Source organism: Streptomyces galbus, from assembly GCF_005280195.1.
Classification (GTDB): domain Bacteria; phylum Actinomycetota; class Actinomycetes; order Streptomycetales; family Streptomycetaceae; genus Streptomyces; species Streptomyces galbus.
The window spans coordinates 21,467-37,702 of sequence record NZ_SZPR01000007.1 but is presented as its reverse complement, the minus strand read 5'-3'; the positions used below and the strand labels follow the sequence as shown (position 1 = coordinate 37,702).

The following is a 16,236-nucleotide window of genomic DNA, read 5'->3' as shown; positions in this document are numbered from 1 at the left end:
ACGTTAAGGAGCAGGGATGGGCACAGGAGCGACCCGCACGGACGTCGTCGTCGTCGGCGCGGGGCCCACCGGCCTCGCGCTCGGCATCGACCTGGCCCGGCGCGGGGTGGACGCGCTGGTGGTGGAGCGGGGCGAGCGGCTCGCCCCCGGCTCGCGCGGCAAGGGGTTCCAGCCGCGCACCATGGAGGTCTTCGAGGACCTCGGCGTGCTGGACGCCGTCCTGACGGCCGGGGGCACCTACCCGGCCGCCGTGGTCTGGCGGGACGGCAGGAAGCTGGGCGAGCACCGGATGTTCGACCCGGTCGAGGAGGGCGAACCGCACTCCCGCTTCACCGCCCCCTGGATGGTGCCGCAGTGGCGGACCACCCGCATCCTGTACGCGCGGCTGACGGAACTGGGCGGCCGGGTGGCCTTCGGCCGCGAGGCGGTGGGCGTCGACCAGGACGCCGACGGCGTGACCGTCCGCTTCGCCGCCGGGGCGCCGGTGCGCGCCCGGTACGCGGTCGCGGCCGACGGGGGCCGCTCGGCGCTGCGCCGGGCCCTGGACATCGGCATGACCGGGGAGACGGTGGACCCCGACCCGGTCCTGGTGGCGGACGTGCGCGTCGAGGGGCTGAGCCGCGAGTGCTGGCACCTGTTCCCGCCGCCGGAGGACGCGCGCGCCCCGGAAGGCCCGGAGGGGGCCGGCGGGCGCGCCGGGTCGCGCCGGGGCTTCCTGGCGATCTGCCCGCTGGCCGGGACGGACGACTTCCAGCTCGTCGCCCAGTTCCCCGGCGCGGACGGCCTCGACCCCTCCCTGGAGGGCATCCGCGCGGTGGTCGGCGAACGCACCCACCTGGCCCCCGGGTCGGTGACCGAGGTCGGCTGGTCCTCCGGCTTCCGCCCGCGCGCGGCCCTCGCCGACCGCTTCCGCTCAGGCCGCGTCCTGCTCGCCGGCGACGCGGCCCACGTCCACTCCCCCGCGGGCGGACAGGGCCTCAACACCAGCGTGCAGGACGCCTACAACCTGGGCTGGAAGCTGGCCGCGGTGCTGACCGGGGCCGCTCCCGAGGCCCTGCTCGACACCTACGAGGAGGAGCGCCGCCCGGTCGCCGCGCACATCCTGGCCCTGTCCACGGCGATCCACCGCGACCAGGCGCGGCGCGGTGCGGCCACCCGCCAACTGGGCCTCGGCTACCGGGAGTCGTCGCTGGCCGTGGAGACCCGAGACGCCCCGGGCGAGGTGCGGGCGGGCGACCGCGTGCCGGACGTGCAGGTGGACGGCGTACGCCTGCACGCGTCGCTGGCGGGGGCGCGGTGGACCCTGCTCGCGGTGGGCACGCGGGCCCCGCGGACGCTGGAGGGCGTACGGGTGCTGTCCTGCCCGCCGGTGGAGCCGTTCGACACGGGCCTGTACCTGATCAGGCCGGACGGCTACGTGGGCTGGACGGGCACGGGCCCGGAGGACCTGGACGCGTACGCGGCGCGGGTGGGCGCGGGCGTCGGGCGGTAGCCGGCCGCGGGGACGGCGGACGGGGAGCGTCAGGCGCCGGCCAGCGTCAGCTTCACCGCGAAGCCCAGGAACAGCGCGCCCGCCGCGCTCGTGGCCCCCGCGGCCAGCCGCCGGCGCCGGCGGAACGCCGCCGCGAGCCGGGTGCCGCTGAAGATCAGGGCGCTGAGGTAGAGGAAGCTGGCGACCTGGGCGAAGGCCCCGAGGACGACGAAGGACAGCGCCGGGTAGGCGTAGGCCGGGTCGACGAACTGAACGAAGAAGGCGACGAAGAACAGGATCGCCTTGGGGTTGAACAGGCTGACCACGAGGGCGCGCCGGAAGGGCCGTTCCTCGGCGGCGGGAGCACCGGCGCCCGCGGACGGGCCGGCCGCGTCCCCGGCCGCCTCCCCGTCCGCGCCCCGCTCGCGCCGGGAGCGCCACATCCCCCGCGCGGCCCGCATCATCCCGACCGCGAGCCACGTCAGGTAGCCGGCCCCGGCGTACTTCACGATGCCGAACAGCACGGCGTTGGCCTGCAGCAGCGAGGCGACGCCTGCGGCGGACAGGGTCATCAGCACGGCGTCCCCGCACCAGACACCGGCCGCCGCCCGGTACCCGGCCCGTACGCCCCTGCGGGCGGCGACGGACAGCACGTAGAGCGAGTTGGGGCCTGGCAGCAGGACGATCAGGACGAGTCCTGCCAGGTAGGTGGGGAGGTCGATGACGCCGAACATGGCAGGAGTGTCGCACGCGCGTGCGGCACTCCTCACCGTGGTTCCGCTCACCCGCCGGGCGGTCCCCCGGACCGGCCCGGGAACGCGCCCGTCAGAACGCGTCCGTGGGCACGTACGTCCCCCACACGTCCCGCAGCGCGTTGCACACCTCGCCCACCGTGGCGCGGGCCCGCAGCGCGTCCTTCATCGGGTACAGGACGTTGTCCTCGCCCTCCGCGGCCTTCCGCAGCGCCGCGAGCGCCGAGTCCACCGCCGCCTGGTCCCGCTCCGCCCGGAGCCTCGCGAGGCGCTCGGCCTGCTGGGCCTCGATGGCGGGGTCCACGCGCAGCGGCTCGTAGGGCTCCTCCTCGTCGAGCTGGAAGCGGTTGACGCCGACCACGACCCGGTCGCCGGAGTCGGTCTCCTGGGCGATGCGGTAGGCGTTGCGCTCGATCTCGTTCTTCTGGAAGCCGTGCTCGATGGCGGTGACCGCCCCGCCCAGGTCCTCGACCTTCTGCATCAGCTCCAGCGCGGCCGACTCGACCTCGTCGGTCATCTTCTCGATGACGTACGAGCCCGCGAACGGGTCCACGGTGGCGGTCACGTCGGTCTCGTACGCGAGGACCTGCTGCGTACGCAGCGCCAGCCGGGCGGACTTGTCCGTCGGGAGCGCGATCGCCTCGTCGAAGGAGTTGGTGTGCAGGGACTGGGTGCCGCCGAGGACGGCCGCGAGGCCCTGGACGGCGACGCGCACCAGGTTCACCTCGGGCTGCTGCGCGGTCAGTTGCACACCGGCCGTCTGCGTGTGGAAGCGCAGCATCAGGGACTTGGGGTTCTTCGCCCCGAACTCCTCCTTCATCACCCGCGCCCAGATCCGGCGCGCGGCGCGGAACTTGGCGACCTCCTCCAGGATCGTCGTCCGGGCGACGAAGAAGAAGGACAGCCGCGGCGCGAAGTCGTCGACGTCCATGCCGGCCGCGACCGCCGTCCGGACGTACTCGATGCCGTCCGCGAGCGTGAAGGCGATCTCCTGCGCGGGGGACGCGCCGGCCTCGGCCATGTGGTAGCCGGAGATCGAGATGGTGTTCCACTTCGGGATCTCGGCCCGGCAGTACTTGAAGATGTCGGCGATCAGCCGCAGCGACGGCTTGGGCGGGAAGATGTACGTCCCGCGCGCGATGTACTCCTTCAGCACGTCGTTCTGGATGGTGCCCGTGAGCTTGTCCGCGCTGACGCCCTGCTCCTCGGCGACGAGTTGGTAGAGCAGCAGCAGGAGGGCCGCGGGCGCGTTGATCGTCATCGACGTCGAGACCTTGTCCAGCGGGATCCCGCCGAACAGCACCCGCATGTCGTCGATCGAGTCGATGGCGACACCGACCTTGCCGACCTCGCCCGAGGCGATCGGGGCGTCGGAGTCGTGGCCCATCTGGGTGGGCAGGTCGAAGGCGACCGACAGGCCCATCGTGCCGTTGGCGATGAGCTGCTGGTAGCGGGCGTTGGACTCGGTCGCCGTGCCGAAACCGGCGTACTGGCGCATCGTCCACGGCCGGCCGGTGTACATCGACGGGTACACACCGCGCGTGAACGGGTACGCCCCCGGTTCGCCCAGCTTCTCGGCGGGGTCCCAGTCGGCCAGGGCGTCGGGTCCGTAGACCGGTTCGATGGGCAGTCCGGACTCGGACTCGCGTGCCATGCTCTGCCTCCGCGCTCTCATGGTTACTCGCCGGTAGGGCCGACTCCTCGCCACGGACTGTAGCGGCGGCCGTGCGCCCGGTGGAGTGGCCCACGCTGGGACCTTCCTCACAACGATGCCGTGTCCTGCGCGACGCGTCATCCGAAGGGCGCGCACCGGGGCACCGGGACCGGAGGGTGAGGCGGGGGCCGCGCGGGGCGGTACGAGGGGAAGTGGGGCGCGGGCGGGACCGGGGGAACGTGCCCCGCCCGCGCCAGGTGCACGAGCCGTGGGTACGGGGGGAACCCCGGCTCCGTGCGACGGCCGATGACCAGTCGGCTCACTAGTAACTGCGCGGCGGGGCCGGAAAATGTCACACCCTGGGCGGGAAATTTTCGGAGAGGGGGAACGCCGCAGGTCAGAGGGGGTTACGAGGGGTCGGCGGAGTCCGTGCCGGGGGCGGGGGCGGGGGTGGCGCCGTAATCCCGGCCGTGGCCGTGACCCTGGCCCTGGCCTTGGCCCTGACCCCCTTGGTTGCCGTTGTTGCCGGTGCCGCCCTGAGCCGGGTCCTTCTTCTCCTGTCCCTGACCCTGACCGTTGCCATTGCCCTTGCCATTGCCCTTGCCGTTGTTGCCCTGGCCGGTGCCGCCGCTGTTGGCGTCGGTGCCGCCGGCGTTGCCGTTGCCCTTCGTCCTGCCGTTGCCGTTGCCGTTGCCGTTGCCGTTGCCGTTGCCGCTGCCGTTGCCTTCGCTGCCGCGCGCCGCGCCGCCCGGGTCGCGCGTGCCGCCCTCGGTCTCCTCCAGGAGGTCGGTGCAGTAGGCGGTGATGCGGGAGGGGCCGCCGGCGCGGTTCTCCAGGGTGTGGCGCAGGGCGGGGTTCAGGGTCCGGCCCTGGCGGACCTTGCGGCAGGCGGAGGCGACCTCGGGCGGGGTGCCGTGCGCGGAGCCGGGCTCGGCGGGACCGGTCGCGGTGCCGTTCGTCGGGCCGTCGGCGGTGGCGGACTCCCCCGCGCGGGGCGAGGGAGTGGGGTACGGGTGGTCGCCGGGTCCGGAGGGGGCGGCCGAGACCGAGGTGGCGGGCTCCGGACGGGCCCCGCCGAAGGGCCCGGGGAGCACACCGGTGCCGGCCGCGACGGCGACGCCGCCGACCGTACCGGCGATGAGCGCGGCGGCCAGGCCGAGGCGGGCGGTGCGGCGCCGGCGGGAGGGGCGGGCGGTGCCCCGCCGCCCGGGACCGCCGATGCGGACCAGCCCGGCCCCGGTGCCGGCGGGCTCGGCACGGGCGGCGCGGAAGGCGGCGAGGGCGGCGGCCTCGCCGGGGAGTTCACCGGTGGGGGTGACGGAGGCGGACGCGGCGGCCGGGTCGGGTTCCGTGGCGCGGGCGTCGGCGAGGGAGGCGGACAGGGCGTCGAGGGTGCGGGAGAGCCGTTCGGCCTGCTCACGGGCGGCCGGGGGGACGGCGTCGTCCGGTGACTCGCCGCGCAGCAGACGTTCGGCCGCCTCGCGGTCCAGCCACCTGTACTCGTCGGCCATCACATGTCCTTCTGCGTCCGCGGGCACGCGTGCGTCACACCGGCGGAGGTCACCGCGCCCGAGGGCGCTCGTCGCTGGAGGGGCAGCGCGTCGAGCACGCCGGCCGTCTCCGGGTCGTCACCGATCAGCTCGGCGAGCCTCTTCAGCCCGCGGTGGGCGGCGGTGCGGACGGCACCGGGCCGCTTGCCGAGGGTCTCCGCGGCGGTCTTGGCGTCGAGGCCGACGACGACGCGCAGGACGACGGCCTCGGCCTGGTCCTGGGGCAGCTTGGCTATGAGGGAGAGGGTACGGCCGGTGGCGAGCGCCTCGATGGCCTCGCCCGCGGTGTCGGACGCGGCCGGCCGACCGGTCAGTTCGCTCTCGTCACCGCCGATGGCGGGGCGGCGGCCGCGCATGCGGATGTGGTCCAGGGCGCGGTTGCGGGCGATGCGGGCGGCCCAGCCGCGGAAGCGGTCGGCGTCGCCGCTGAAGCGCTGCAGGTCGCGGGCGATCTGGAGCCAGGACTCGGAGGCGACGTCCTCGGCGTCGAGCTCGCCGACGAGGGTGCGGACGTAGCCGAGGAGCCGTGGGTGCACGGCGCGGTACACGGCACGGAACGCGGTCTCGTCCCCGCCCTGCGCCGCGAGCACCGCGGCGGTCAGCTCCGCGTCGTCCCCCAGCACCCTGGTTCCTCGGTCGATGGTCGCGGTCGGCGGGACCGCAGGTCGTTGCGGGTGGTCCGGCCGCCCCGCACTCGGCGCGAAAGGCACGTTACGGCGTGAAACCGCAGCGCGTCCATGTCCGTCCAACATGCAACTATCTCGTGACACGGACGATGCGGGCCGGGGTGTGACACAAAACGCACGCCCGGCGCTGTAGGGAGTACGGACCGCGGCGCGGTCCGTGCCGCGCGACGGCCGGGGCCTCTCCTGTGGGGGGTGGCGGCCCCGGCCGTCGCCTCGGTACGCCCCCTCACCGACACCGGACGCCCCGACGCCCCGACGCCCCGGGCGAGGTGTACGGAGCCGGGTCACGGCCCCTTGCCGCCGCCCGGCTTCGCCGCGTCGGACTGCCCGTTGCCCTGACCGCCGTCCTGTCCCTTGCCCTGCGTGCCGTTCGAGGCCGCGGCGCCCGGGGAACCGTCGGTGCCCTCGGACCGGGCCTTCGCGCGGGCCGTCCCCGGGGCGGGGGTGGTGCCGCGGGCCGTCCTGCCCGGCGGGGAGGCGGTCGCGGTGACGTGGGCGCAGTACGCGCCGACCTGGTCCTCGCCGCCCGCCGCCGCGATCAGCCGCTGCCGGGCGGTGGCCTCCATGGCCCTGCCCTTGCCGCCGGCCTTCTCGTACGCGCGGCACCGGGCCGCGGTGTCCTTCGCGGTGGCCGGACGGGCGGGCAGCGCCGGGGCGGAGGCCGGGTCGGCGGGGCCCGCCGTGGCATGCCCGCCGGGCGCGGCGGCGGACGCGGACGCGCGGACCGTGGGACGGGCGGCGGAGACGTCGTCGGAGGAGCCGACCGTACCGATGGCCGCGACGGCGACCCCGCCCAGGGCGAGGCTCGCGACGGCCACGGTCAGCGTGGCCCGCAGCGAGCGCGCGGCGCGCCGCTGCCGCTGCTGCCGCCAGTCGTCGCGGCGGCGGGTGCGGGCGCGGTGGGCGCCGGTGTCCCGGGCCGCGCGGAAGGCGGCCACGGCCCGCTTCTCGCCCTCGCTGCCGTCGACCGGCCCGCCACCGGGGTCGCGCAGGACGAGGGCCAGGAGTTCCTCGAGCCCGGCCCGGTCCGCCGTGCCGGCCGTACCGGACGCGGTGGCACCAGGGTGCACGCACCGCCGGCGGCCGTCCGCGGCCCCGCGGTCGTCCTGCCGTTCACCCATGTCCGTTTCCGCCTCTGTCCGGTTGGTCACTGCTCACGGGACCCGGGGCCCCGCGGGCGCGGGAGGCCGCCGCCCCCGGAGCGCGCGGGTCCTCCCCTTCATACGGTCCGGCGCCGTCGCCGTTCATGTCGACTCACCCAGCGTCCGGGAGCCGTCATCCGTCACACCCTCCACGCCGAGCTGCCGCGCGAGCCGTTTCAGCCCCCGGTGGGCGGCCGTACGGACGGCACCCGGCCGCTTGCCGAGCACACGGGCCGCCGAGGGCCCGTCGAGCCCGACCACCACCCGCAGCAGCACGGCCTCGGCCTGGTCCCGCGGCAGGCCCCTGACCAGGGCCAGGGCCCGCTCGGTCGACAGGTTCTCCAGCACCTCGTCGTGCGTGCTGCGCGGCCCGGGCAGGTCGAGCACGTCCTGCTCCAGCGCGGCCGACCGGGGCCTTACCCGCAGCCGGCGCAGGTGGTCGAGCGCGCGGTGCCGGGCGATCGTGGCGGTCCACCCCCGGAACCCCGCCCCGTCGCCCTGGAACCGCCCGAGGTCGCGGGCGATCTCCAGCCAGGCGTCGGAGGCGACGTCCTCGGCGTCGTCCCCCACGATCCCGCGCAGATAGCCGAGCAGCCCCGGCTGCACGATCCGGTACGCCACCGCGAACGCGGCCTCGTCGCCGCCCTGGGCCCGCGCGACCGCCGCGCCCAGTTCCCCGTCGTACGCCTGCGCACGCCGGGGTTCCCCTCCCTGGCCCAAGACTGTCCTCGTTCGTACGGAGTTCGTGGCGGGCGCGTGATCCTCGTGCCGCACCGACGGTCCGGCCACCGCCACGCCCCCACGGTGATCAGCGCCCGCACCCACAGAAACGTCACAGCGCCGCGCTCAGCGGCTACGCACCCACCCAACCTTCCAGGCTGAATACCTGCCGATGCTTCCCCCACCAGCAAGCCGAAGCTGTCACCTCGGGGAAGCGAGCCGCCTTGATGGCTTGGGCGACGTTCCCGAAGTCCGCGCCGCCCGACAGTTCGACGCCCACGCATCCGGTTGCCGTCGCCACCTGACGGATCACGTCGGTCAGCAACTCGTCCGTAGCGGCGAGTGGATCAACGCCGGAACGCAGCGAACGTAGCTCAAGTACGTGTTCGGCGAGGTCGGGGTAGTGGATGCTGAGTTCCGAAGGGGTGAACGTGGCCGCTGCCCGTTCGATGAGGCGGTGAACGCCCTGGGAGAGCATCTCGGACGTGTAGTGGTGCTGCCCCGTCACCGTGCGGGCGACGACACGCGCCACAACACGGTCGGCCCGCAGATGCGGTCGCAGCAGTGTCCGGTCCCACGAAGCGTGCAGTTCATCGGCCTTCTCCGTCAGAAAGAGCGGTGCTGTACCGAAGACACCCGCCGCCTTCCTTCACGCGGACCCGTACGCGCGGCGCTTGGTCTCGTCGACCTTCATGACCGCGCAGGACTTCGCAGCATCCGGTTTCACGACCTACGGCACCGTGATCAAGGAACTCCTCGGCCACGCTCACATAGGCGTCTACGCCCATGTGCGACTCCGGCTCCCGCGCCAGGCCATCGACGCAGTCAGCCCCCACCAGCAACGCCCGTGACGACCCACCTGCCACAGCCGTCGTCCGCTGACGTTGCCGTCACAAGGCCCTGAAGGTCCGCCGGAATGGTCCGGCGGACCTTCAGTACGTCCTCAGGTGACTCGAATCCTGACAGGGATCAGGCGGCCCATCCCTGAATGTTCGACCCCGATTCGATCGAGCAATAGCTATCGACGTTCATCTTGGAGGCGGTCTTCTTTTCGTACTGTTCCGATGCGAGGTACAGCAGGCCTTCAGCCTCCTGAGCAAACGGCGCAACGAATCGATCGAAACCGATACCAGAACTTAGGACATCGCCGTACGCCGTTTCGCCCGCCAAGATGCAGGCGCATCGCGCATGGAGGAAATGGTCGCTTGTCTGCGGGAACTTCACACCATTGGCAAGCACCACTGGCACCTCCGCTAGCTCCCTCCTGTCGATCTGATAGAGCGACTCCCGGAGTCGCTCAACAAATCGAGTCAAGGAATCGGGCGTCATCGCACCGAGCTGCCCAGAGATCCGCTCCAGGGCAGAGTCGATCTCGCCCTCATCCCGCACGGAGCTTGTTCCGATGACCTTCCAGAAATCAACCACTTCGAGCCCCTACCAGAGTTCGAGTTGTTCGAATTTTTCGGCATTTTGCCTCTGCTCGAAGATTTTCTTGCCCGGAGAAGCAATGTCATTCGACAAATCGACTCCCTGACCGCGCAGTTCTCCCATCCGCAGATGTTCGGCGACGAACAGGTCATCATTCGTTCCGCAAACGTGAGTGCAGGTCGCGTCCTCACGACTCTTCAGGCGCCCGCTGTCGATGTGATCCTGCAGACGGTTTTTGAAGTTCTTCGTCTTGCCGACATACGTCTTCCCGGGGTTCAGCTGATCCTCGAACTCATAGATTCCTTGATTCTTGCTGCAGTTATGCACAAGAACCGGCGTGACCCCCGCCAGCACATAGTACGTATGCACCGTCCCGACCGTGAGGTCATAAGTCACCCCGCCGCGGTGGAAGTTCCGGACCCCCGTGACCCTCACCGTCGTGCCGTCCGCCCGGCGGAGCTTCGTGGCGGGGGTCAGGTCGTGGGCGTCGGTCCAGCGGTGGTGCGTGGCGTCCCAGAAGGGGTGGTGCCAGGTGGTGGTGAGGGTCTCGCCGGTCGGCCGGTGGCGGGACGCGCCGGCGTGGGGTGGGCCGCGGACCGGGGCGGTGTCCAGGGTGAGGGTCGTGAAGTCGTGGTCGGTGCGGGTCACGATGACCGCCTGCACCTGCTCCGGGGCCGTGACCCCGGTCTGCGGGTCCGTCGCCAGGACCGTGTCGCCGGCCTTGACCTCGCTGATCGGTTTGGACGAACCGTCGGCGAGCCGGACCTCGGTGCTCGGGACGAAACTGTGGGTCAAGCAGCCCGCCGCTGCCTCGCCGACATCCTCGGCCTTGCCCGCCTCGACGATGGCGTGCTCTGCCGCCAGGGCATCGTCGGCGACCTTGGCCGCCTCCTCCGCGTCCTTCACCGCCGTATAGGCGCGGTCGAGGGCGCGCCAGACCTTGAAGGCCTCCACACCGACCTTGATGGCCTTGAACACCTTGCCCCAGGGGACGGCCGTGAGGGCGGTGTTGATGCAGCCCATCACGTCGCCCTTGGTGAAGCAGTTGTAGGCGTCCGTCAGGCCGATCACATCCGCGACGAGGCTCAGCAGCCGGTGTTTGAAGCCGGAAGCCTGTTTCTTCGCTGCCGCGGCCGTCGCGTCCGCTGTCGCCTTCTGCCGCTGGAGGGCCCGTTCCTCCGCCTGGGCGTGGGCCGTGTTGTTGCTGACCTCCGCCTGGTAGCGCTTGGCGTACGACTTGGTGTTGGTCGGTGTGCTGCCCGAGCCCGGGTGGTCGTGCAGGGCGGGCGAGTTCGGGTTGGTGTCCGTGGGCGTGCGGTTGAGGCAGGCCGGGCAATTGCGCGTCGGGCAGTCGATGTCCGGGCACTTACCGCTCGGGTCGGACGTGGTGACCGGGGTGTCATCGGCGTAGTCGTAGGCGTTCCAGGACTGTGGCGCTCCCGGATCGAGCAGCGGGTCGGGACTCAGGAAACGGCCGATGGAAGGGTCGTACTCGCGTGCGCCCAGGTTGGTCAGCCCGGTGTTGTCGTCCTGGGTGCCTCCGACGAAGCCCCGCTGGCCGATCCACGGCCCGGTCTGGGCCCGTGTCTCCCCGAAGGGTTTGTACTGGCGGCGGGTGACCTGCTGGCTCTGGGAATCGACGGCGAGTGTGCCGGTGCCCTGCCGGTCGGGGATCAGGTACGTGAACTTGCCGTCGGAGGAGTGCGTGGCCACCGTCTGCCCCGCGATGGAGATGTAGCGCACGCCGTCGGCGCTCGTCGCGTCCTTCTTCGCAGTGATCTCCTCGTCGCCCGTGTACAGGGTGTTGCCGTCGGGGCCGCGCCGGATGAGGAGGCTGCCGTCGGCGTCGTAGAGGTAGGTGGTGTCGGCCGAGGTGCCCGTCGAGGACAACTCGGAGAGGTTGCCCTCGTCGTTGTAGCTGAAGGTGTCCGTTCCGGTGCGGGTGGTGCGGGTGTGCACGTCGCCGTCGTCGTAGTACGTGTAGCTGTTGGCGGTGTCGGCCGTCGGGTCCGCGGGTGTGGTCCTGGCGACCTGCGACACGGCGTGCGCGGGGCCCTCGCCGGGCTTGAAAGAGGTGTAGGTCGCCGTGGTGTCCTGGGTCGTGTCACCGGACGGGGCATGGTCCACCTGCGTCCGACGAGCCCCCGTGGCGTCGTACGTCCAGGACTGCCAGTACGGGGACGGCCCTCCCACGGTCGTGGACGCTCCGGGGGCGGGGGCCGCCGTGCAGTCGTCCGTGGCCGTCCACGCGGCCTTCAGCCGCTGCGCCCAGTCGTAGTCGAAGCACTGGGTGTCGGTGATTCCGGTCCCGAGCCTGTCGGAGATCTTCGTGACGTTGCCGGAAGGCTGGTACGCGTACCTGGTCCGGTCGGCCATCACGGTGCCCGACCCGGTGACGGTCGTGGACTCGGTGAGGCGGTGGGTCTGGTCGTCGTAAGCCAGGGTCTGCTGGGCGAAGTTGCCCGACGGCCCGTAGGTGAACTGGGATGGCTCGTCGAACTCCGTGTACCTGAGGCCACTGACGTAGGCCCAGCCGTTGGTGTCACCGCCCACTCCCACGGGCCGGCCGAAGGCGTCATAGGTGTAGGAGACGGTCTCCTGCGGCAGTTTGACCGACGTGGGATCGGCGTCCGTGTACGAGGCGAGCGTGCCGGTGAGCTTGTACGTGTTCTGATGGGTGTAGGTGCCTTTGAGCACACCCTCACCGGCCGGGACGACCAGTTGGGTCGCCTGCGCCCAACCGTGGCTGTCGTATCCGAGGATCTTGTTGACGTAGGCGCTGCCGCCGGTTCCCCCGACATATCGCGTGGAGGCGGTGGGCCTGCCCTTCTTCAGGGTGTCGTAGGTCCACGCGGCCAGTTCGTTGGTCGGGGAGGGGGCGACCCCGTCGGTGGTGTCGTACTCGGCCTGCTTGCGGCCCATCTCGTCGTAGGCGTACGAGATGGTCTTTCCCCGTGCGTCCTTGGTGCTGAGGAGCTGACCGGCGTTGTCGTACGTGGACGACGAGGTACCCGTGTCCGGGTCCGTCTGCGACACGCGGCGTCCGAGCAGGTCGTACGTGCTGGACCAGGTGTGGCCCTGGCCGTCGTCCTGGCCGGTCGGGTGGCCGGACCTGTCATAGGTGTAGGTCACGGTGTCCGCGGCGCCGGTGGGCGTACTGCCGTGGTAGCGCAGCAGTCTGACCGTCTGGCCACGCGCGTCGGAATACGTGGTGCTGGGCGTCGATCCGGTGGGTGGTGTGACGTCGACACGGTCGGACCCCGGGTACTCCGTGGTGGTGCGCCAGGTCTCGGTGGCGAAGTGGTAGGCGATCGACGCGGTGACCCGGCCCGCCCCGTCGTAGACGGTGCCCGTCTGGGACGGGGTCTGGTTGTCGGCGGCGTCCACCAACGTGCCGGCGGGCGCTCCGGAGTTGTAGTACGGGTCCGAGCTGCTGACCGCCCATCCGTGCGAGTCGTACACCGTGTCCGTGATCACCCGGCCTCCGTCCACGGTCGCCGTCTGCGACTCGCGCGGACGGAGCATCGCGTCGTACAGGGCGATGGAGGCGCGGTAGGTGTTGTCGTCGTTCAGCGTCTGGGTGGTGACGGTCGACGGGTGCGTCGGCGACAGGTCGTAGGTGAACTTGCTGTTGGGGTTGTTGGCAGTGGAGAAGCCGGGATTCCAGACGGCCGTCAGCCGGCCGAGGGGATCGTAGGTGCTCGTGGTGGAGTAACCCGCGGCGTCCGTGGTCTTCAGATCGAGGCCGCGGGCCGGGTCCAGGGTGGTCGTGGTGGCGAAGCCCGCGGTCTGACCGGTGACCTTCGGCTGGGTGACCTTGAGGGCGGTCGGGGACGCGCCGGCGGCGGGCGTGTAGGCGGTGGTCGTGGTGCGGCCGTCGGCATCCGTCTCGGTGAGTTCGCGCCCGTAGGAGTCGTAGCTGTTCTGCAGGGCGGTGATGTAGTGCACCGTGCCGTCGGCGTCGACCTTGTCCGCCTTCTGCACCATCGTCACGTCACCCTTGGTGGGAGTGGCGGTGTTGGTGGTGGAGCCGTCGAAGAACGTCAGGTCGTCACTGACGAGGTCCTTGGTCAGCACGGGCGTGGTGGAGCACTTGACGGAAACGCCCTGAACGCGGCGCGGCACGGGGAGCAGAGCGCCCGAGGCGTCTTGGGCGTACCAGGTACGCGTGCACTTGTCGTCGTCAGGCGTGGAGACGTCACCGAGGTCGTCCACCGCTGTGGGCAAGCCTGTGGCGGCGTCGATCGTGTAGTCGGTCTCGGTGGTGAGCTGGGTGCCGTCCGCCTTGGTCGTCATGGTGCGAGACCGCTTGACGTTGGTGCGGTACGCCACGAGCGGGTCCAGACCCGCCTTGGTACGCGCCTGGGTGGCTGTTGCCGCCGAGCTCCACGGATCGGTGACGGTGTCGGTGAGCAGTGCGCCGCCGTCGCCGTTGAAGGCCTCGTTCTCGAGGGTCTGGCCCGCGAGCCAGTCGGAGTCCTTCTGGGCGTCGTCCCCGGCTCGGTCGTTGACGGTGACGTCACGTGTCCCGGTGGACGTCTTGTCCCCGTCCATACCTCGGAAGTAGGTGTCCCGGGACAGTGTGAGCACTCCAGGGGCGGTGCCCGTCCGGGTCTCCACCCTGCCGTAGCCACGCCACTGGCTCCAGGTGCGGTACTTGGCCTGGGAGAGCGGATCGTCGTTGAAGTGCCAGGCCGGGTTGCCGAGATAGGCGTAGGTCGTCTGGACGGGCAGACCGCCGCCGGTCGGGTCCTCGTTCGTCACGGAGGTGACGACGAACTTGTTGAACCAGTCCAGTTGGGGCGACGTCTGGCCGGGCGGAGTCCAGTACTGCGGATAGCAGCGATAGGTGTTGGCATCAGGGCTGGACGGCAGTACCTGGGTGCCGGCGCGGTGACACTGCGGGCTGCTGTAGTTGACGGTGATGAGGCCACCGGACTCTGTGGTGATCTTGGTCAGCCGGTAGCGGGTGATGGGCTGGTAGCCGTCCAGGCCGTCGACCCGGTTGGCCAGTGCCTGGCCGTCGAACCGGACCGGAGGCAGGGCGAGACTGCCGTCGTCCTTGCCGGTCCGTGTGAGGGACGACAGCCACATGGACGGGGTGGTGGTGTCCCCCGTCGACGGGAAGGTGTGGGCCAGTGACCAGCTGTCCACGTTTTGGTAGGCCGTGCCCACCAGGACCTGCGTGCGGATGGAGGTCAGGCGGCGGGTGCTGAAGAACGCCGGTCCGTGGTTGGCGCAGGTGCCGGACGAGGCACAGACCTGGTCCACCGGTACGTCGGGCCAGTGCGCGGCGTTGGCCGTCGTCATCTTGGACGCGGCGCAGTCGAAGGCGGAGTCCGCAAGGCAGCGTTCGGCGGTGTCGAAGAAGACCTTGGCGGCGGCCGGGGCGGTGCTGTCGTAGACCTTCCCCGCGAGCTGGCCGTAATGGATCTCGGAGAGGTAACCGCCCCGGGTGTACGGGGTGGGGGAGGTGGCGTTGTCCCGCCCGTAGTAGTTGGTTTCGGGCGTGTACCAGTAGCTGATGGCGTTGCCGTGGGGGTCCACGACGTAGTCGAGGTTCCAGCGGTACCCCTGCTGGCACCAGGAGTCCGCGAAGGTCGAGCCGTGGCAGGGCTCGCCGGAGTCGTTGCCGTAGACGGGTGCGGTGAACACCGAGTTGGTGGTAGCACCGCCCGAGGTCCAGCCGGGCAGACGGTTCAGACCGAAGTAGTACCTCGTCCCGTCGGCGGTGGTGACGACGAAGTACTCGTTGTCGTTGTCGCCGTTGACGGTGTCGGTCTTGATGTCGATCTTCTCGCCGTTGTCGCCCTGGGCGTGCCAGCTGTGTGTGGTGTCGTCGTGGACGAGCGTGTTCGAGGCACCGTTCAACGACAGCGTCAGGGTGTCGGCGTTGTCCGACCAGCACTCGTCGGCCGTCTTGGGTGTGCCGCCCGCCGCGTCGTCGGCACAGCCCAGGTAGCTGCGTTCGACGAAACCGGGTGCGTAGTCCCAGCCGTCCCCGATCCAGGAGGACTGGGCGTTGGTGGAAGAGGTCCGCCCGTCGACGCTCTGCGAGCTGTACCCGAGGGAGACGCTCGGCACCAAGCTGCCGGGAACGTCCGGCACGGAGACGGGGTACGAGTAGGTGAAGGCGCCGCTCGATCCGCCGGCGGCCCACTGGCCGGACGGCGCCAGCGAAGTGGCCGCGTAGCTGCCTCCGCCGCCCGCCGTTCCGGCGACCGCTGCCACGACCGTCGGTGAGGCGGCCACCGTGGTGGTACGACCAGGAATCCGGACGATCGCGGCCACCTCGTGGTGACGCGCGTCGTTCGTCGACGCCAGCGGCGTCTGCGTACGGCAGCGGGCGAGACCGGGGGTGGTCAGTGCGCACGCGGGAAGCTGGACGAGGCGCAGCCGCGAGGACCAGTCACCGCCGTAGGCGTCCTTGAACGACGCGTAGTCCAAGGCCACTCGCGTGCTGCCACCGGGTGACTCCGCGGCGGGGCGCACGGTGAAGACCACGCCTCGCAGCCCGAGCCGTTCGGCGGCCGACTGCCCCGGGAGGGAAACACGGAGCTTCGTTCCCGAGGGAGCAAGATGTGCTCCCTCGGGCGCGGCGGCAACCGAGACGGGGAGGACACCGGCGCGGCTTGCCGCGCCGCTCGCGACGTGCGTGTCGGCCTGGCCGGGTTCGGGCCACGCCTTCTTCGCGGCTCCGGCCTTCCAGGCGTGCATGCGGGTACGGGCAACGGAGCGGCCCCTCACCGGCTTCACGGGAATGGAGGGCTCTTTTTTCGGGTGCAGCAAGTAGTCGCGCCGCACCGCATCCGATGCGAAAGCCGCATTGGTTA

10 protein-coding genes and 1 pseudogene are annotated in these 16,236 nt (G+C 71.3%); 2 read left to right on the top strand and 9 right to left on the bottom strand.

What is annotated here, in order from left to right; genetic code table 11:
- Positions 1-16 precede the first annotated feature (16 nt).
- Positions 17-1,492: an FAD-dependent monooxygenase gene (locus E4U92_RS03580; RefSeq protein WP_137298765.1), complete on the top strand. Its 1,476-nt coding sequence runs from the start codon at positions 17-19 to the stop codon at positions 1,490-1,492.
- 29 nt (positions 1,493-1,521) lie between these two features.
- Here E4U92_RS03580 and leuE read toward each other — a convergent pair whose 3' ends face one another.
- The 7 genes from leuE to E4U92_RS03545 all read right to left on the bottom strand — a co-directional run bounded on the left by leuE (position 1,522) and on the right by E4U92_RS03545 (position 8,507).
- Positions 1,522-2,205 carry a leucine efflux protein LeuE gene (gene leuE / locus E4U92_RS03575; protein ID WP_137298764.1) on the bottom strand — a complete coding sequence of 228 codons (684 nt, stop codon included), beginning with the start codon at positions 2,203-2,205 and terminating at the stop codon, positions 1,522-1,524.
- 91 nt (positions 2,206-2,296) lie between these two features.
- Positions 2,297-3,877 (bottom strand): acyl-CoA mutase large subunit family protein, encoded by a 1,581-nt coding sequence (locus E4U92_RS03570; RefSeq protein WP_137298763.1) that lies wholly within the window; start codon positions 3,875-3,877, stop codon positions 2,297-2,299.
- Between the two features lie 407 nt (positions 3,878-4,284).
- The gene (locus tag E4U92_RS03565) at positions 4,285-5,388 is read right to left on the bottom strand and encodes a hypothetical protein (RefSeq protein WP_137298762.1); all 1,104 of its coding nucleotides are present in this window, start codon (positions 5,386-5,388) and stop codon (positions 4,285-4,287) included.
- Positions 5,388-6,050, bottom strand: coding sequence for an RNA polymerase sigma factor (locus tag E4U92_RS03560; protein WP_137298761.1), 663 nt, complete (start codon positions 6,048-6,050; stop codon positions 5,388-5,390). Before E4U92_RS03560 ends, E4U92_RS03565 begins: the two co-directional genes overlap by 1 nt.
- 347 nt (positions 6,051-6,397) lie before the next feature.
- Positions 6,398-7,234, bottom strand: a complete 837-nt coding sequence (locus E4U92_RS03555; protein ID WP_137298760.1) for a hypothetical protein — start codon at positions 7,232-7,234, stop codon at positions 6,398-6,400.
- Positions 7,235-7,357: 123 nt separating this feature from the next.
- A complete protein-coding gene (locus E4U92_RS03550; protein ID WP_137298759.1) occupies positions 7,358-7,975 on the bottom strand; it encodes an RNA polymerase sigma factor in 618 nt (205 codons plus the stop codon).
- A 133-nt stretch (positions 7,976-8,108) separates the two neighbouring features.
- On the bottom strand, positions 8,109-8,507 hold the full coding sequence (locus tag E4U92_RS03545) for a hypothetical protein (RefSeq protein WP_229863050.1): 399 nt from the start codon (positions 8,505-8,507) through the stop codon (positions 8,109-8,111).
- Positions 8,508-8,663: 156 nt separating this feature from the next.
- Between E4U92_RS03545 and E4U92_RS03540 the strand changes: the two are divergent.
- Positions 8,664-8,857, top strand: a pseudogene (locus E4U92_RS03540) (hypothetical protein); the annotation flags it as partial.
- A gap of 87 nt (positions 8,858-8,944) precedes the next feature.
- On the opposite strand, the gene E4U92_RS03535 reads toward E4U92_RS03540, so the two are convergent.
- Together E4U92_RS03535 and E4U92_RS03530 are read right to left on the bottom strand one after the other, a co-directional pair.
- Positions 8,945-9,400, bottom strand: a complete 456-nt coding sequence (locus tag E4U92_RS03535; RefSeq protein WP_137298758.1) for a DUF4240 domain-containing protein — start codon at positions 9,398-9,400, stop codon at positions 8,945-8,947.
- Positions 9,401-9,409: 9 nt separating this feature from the next.
- Positions 9,410-16,120: an RHS repeat-associated core domain-containing protein gene (locus E4U92_RS03530; protein ID WP_137298757.1), complete on the bottom strand. Its 6,711-nt coding sequence runs from the start codon at positions 16,118-16,120 to the stop codon at positions 9,410-9,412.
- Between the last annotated feature and the right edge of the window lie 116 nt (positions 16,121-16,236).

Coding starts and splice junctions, on each gene's coding strand:
- leuE (WP_137298764.1), bottom strand. CDS start 2,205: ATGTTCGGCGTCATCGACCTCCCCACCTACCTGGCAGGACTCGTCCTG.
- E4U92_RS03555 (WP_137298760.1), bottom strand. CDS start 7,234: ATGGGTGAACGGCAGGACGACCGCGGGGCCGCGGACGGCCGCCGGCGG.
- E4U92_RS03570 (WP_137298763.1), bottom strand. CDS start 3,877: ATGGCACGCGAGTCCGAGTCCGGACTGCCCATCGAACCGGTCTACGGA.
- E4U92_RS03530 (WP_137298757.1), bottom strand. CDS start 16,120: ATGCACGCCTGGAAGGCCGGAGCCGCGAAGAAGGCGTGGCCCGAACCC.
- E4U92_RS03580 (WP_137298765.1), top strand. CDS start 17: ATGGGCACAGGAGCGACCCGCACGGACGTCGTCGTCGTCGGCGCGGGG.
- E4U92_RS03565 (WP_137298762.1), bottom strand. CDS start 5,388: ATGGCCGACGAGTACAGGTGGCTGGACCGCGAGGCGGCCGAACGTCTG.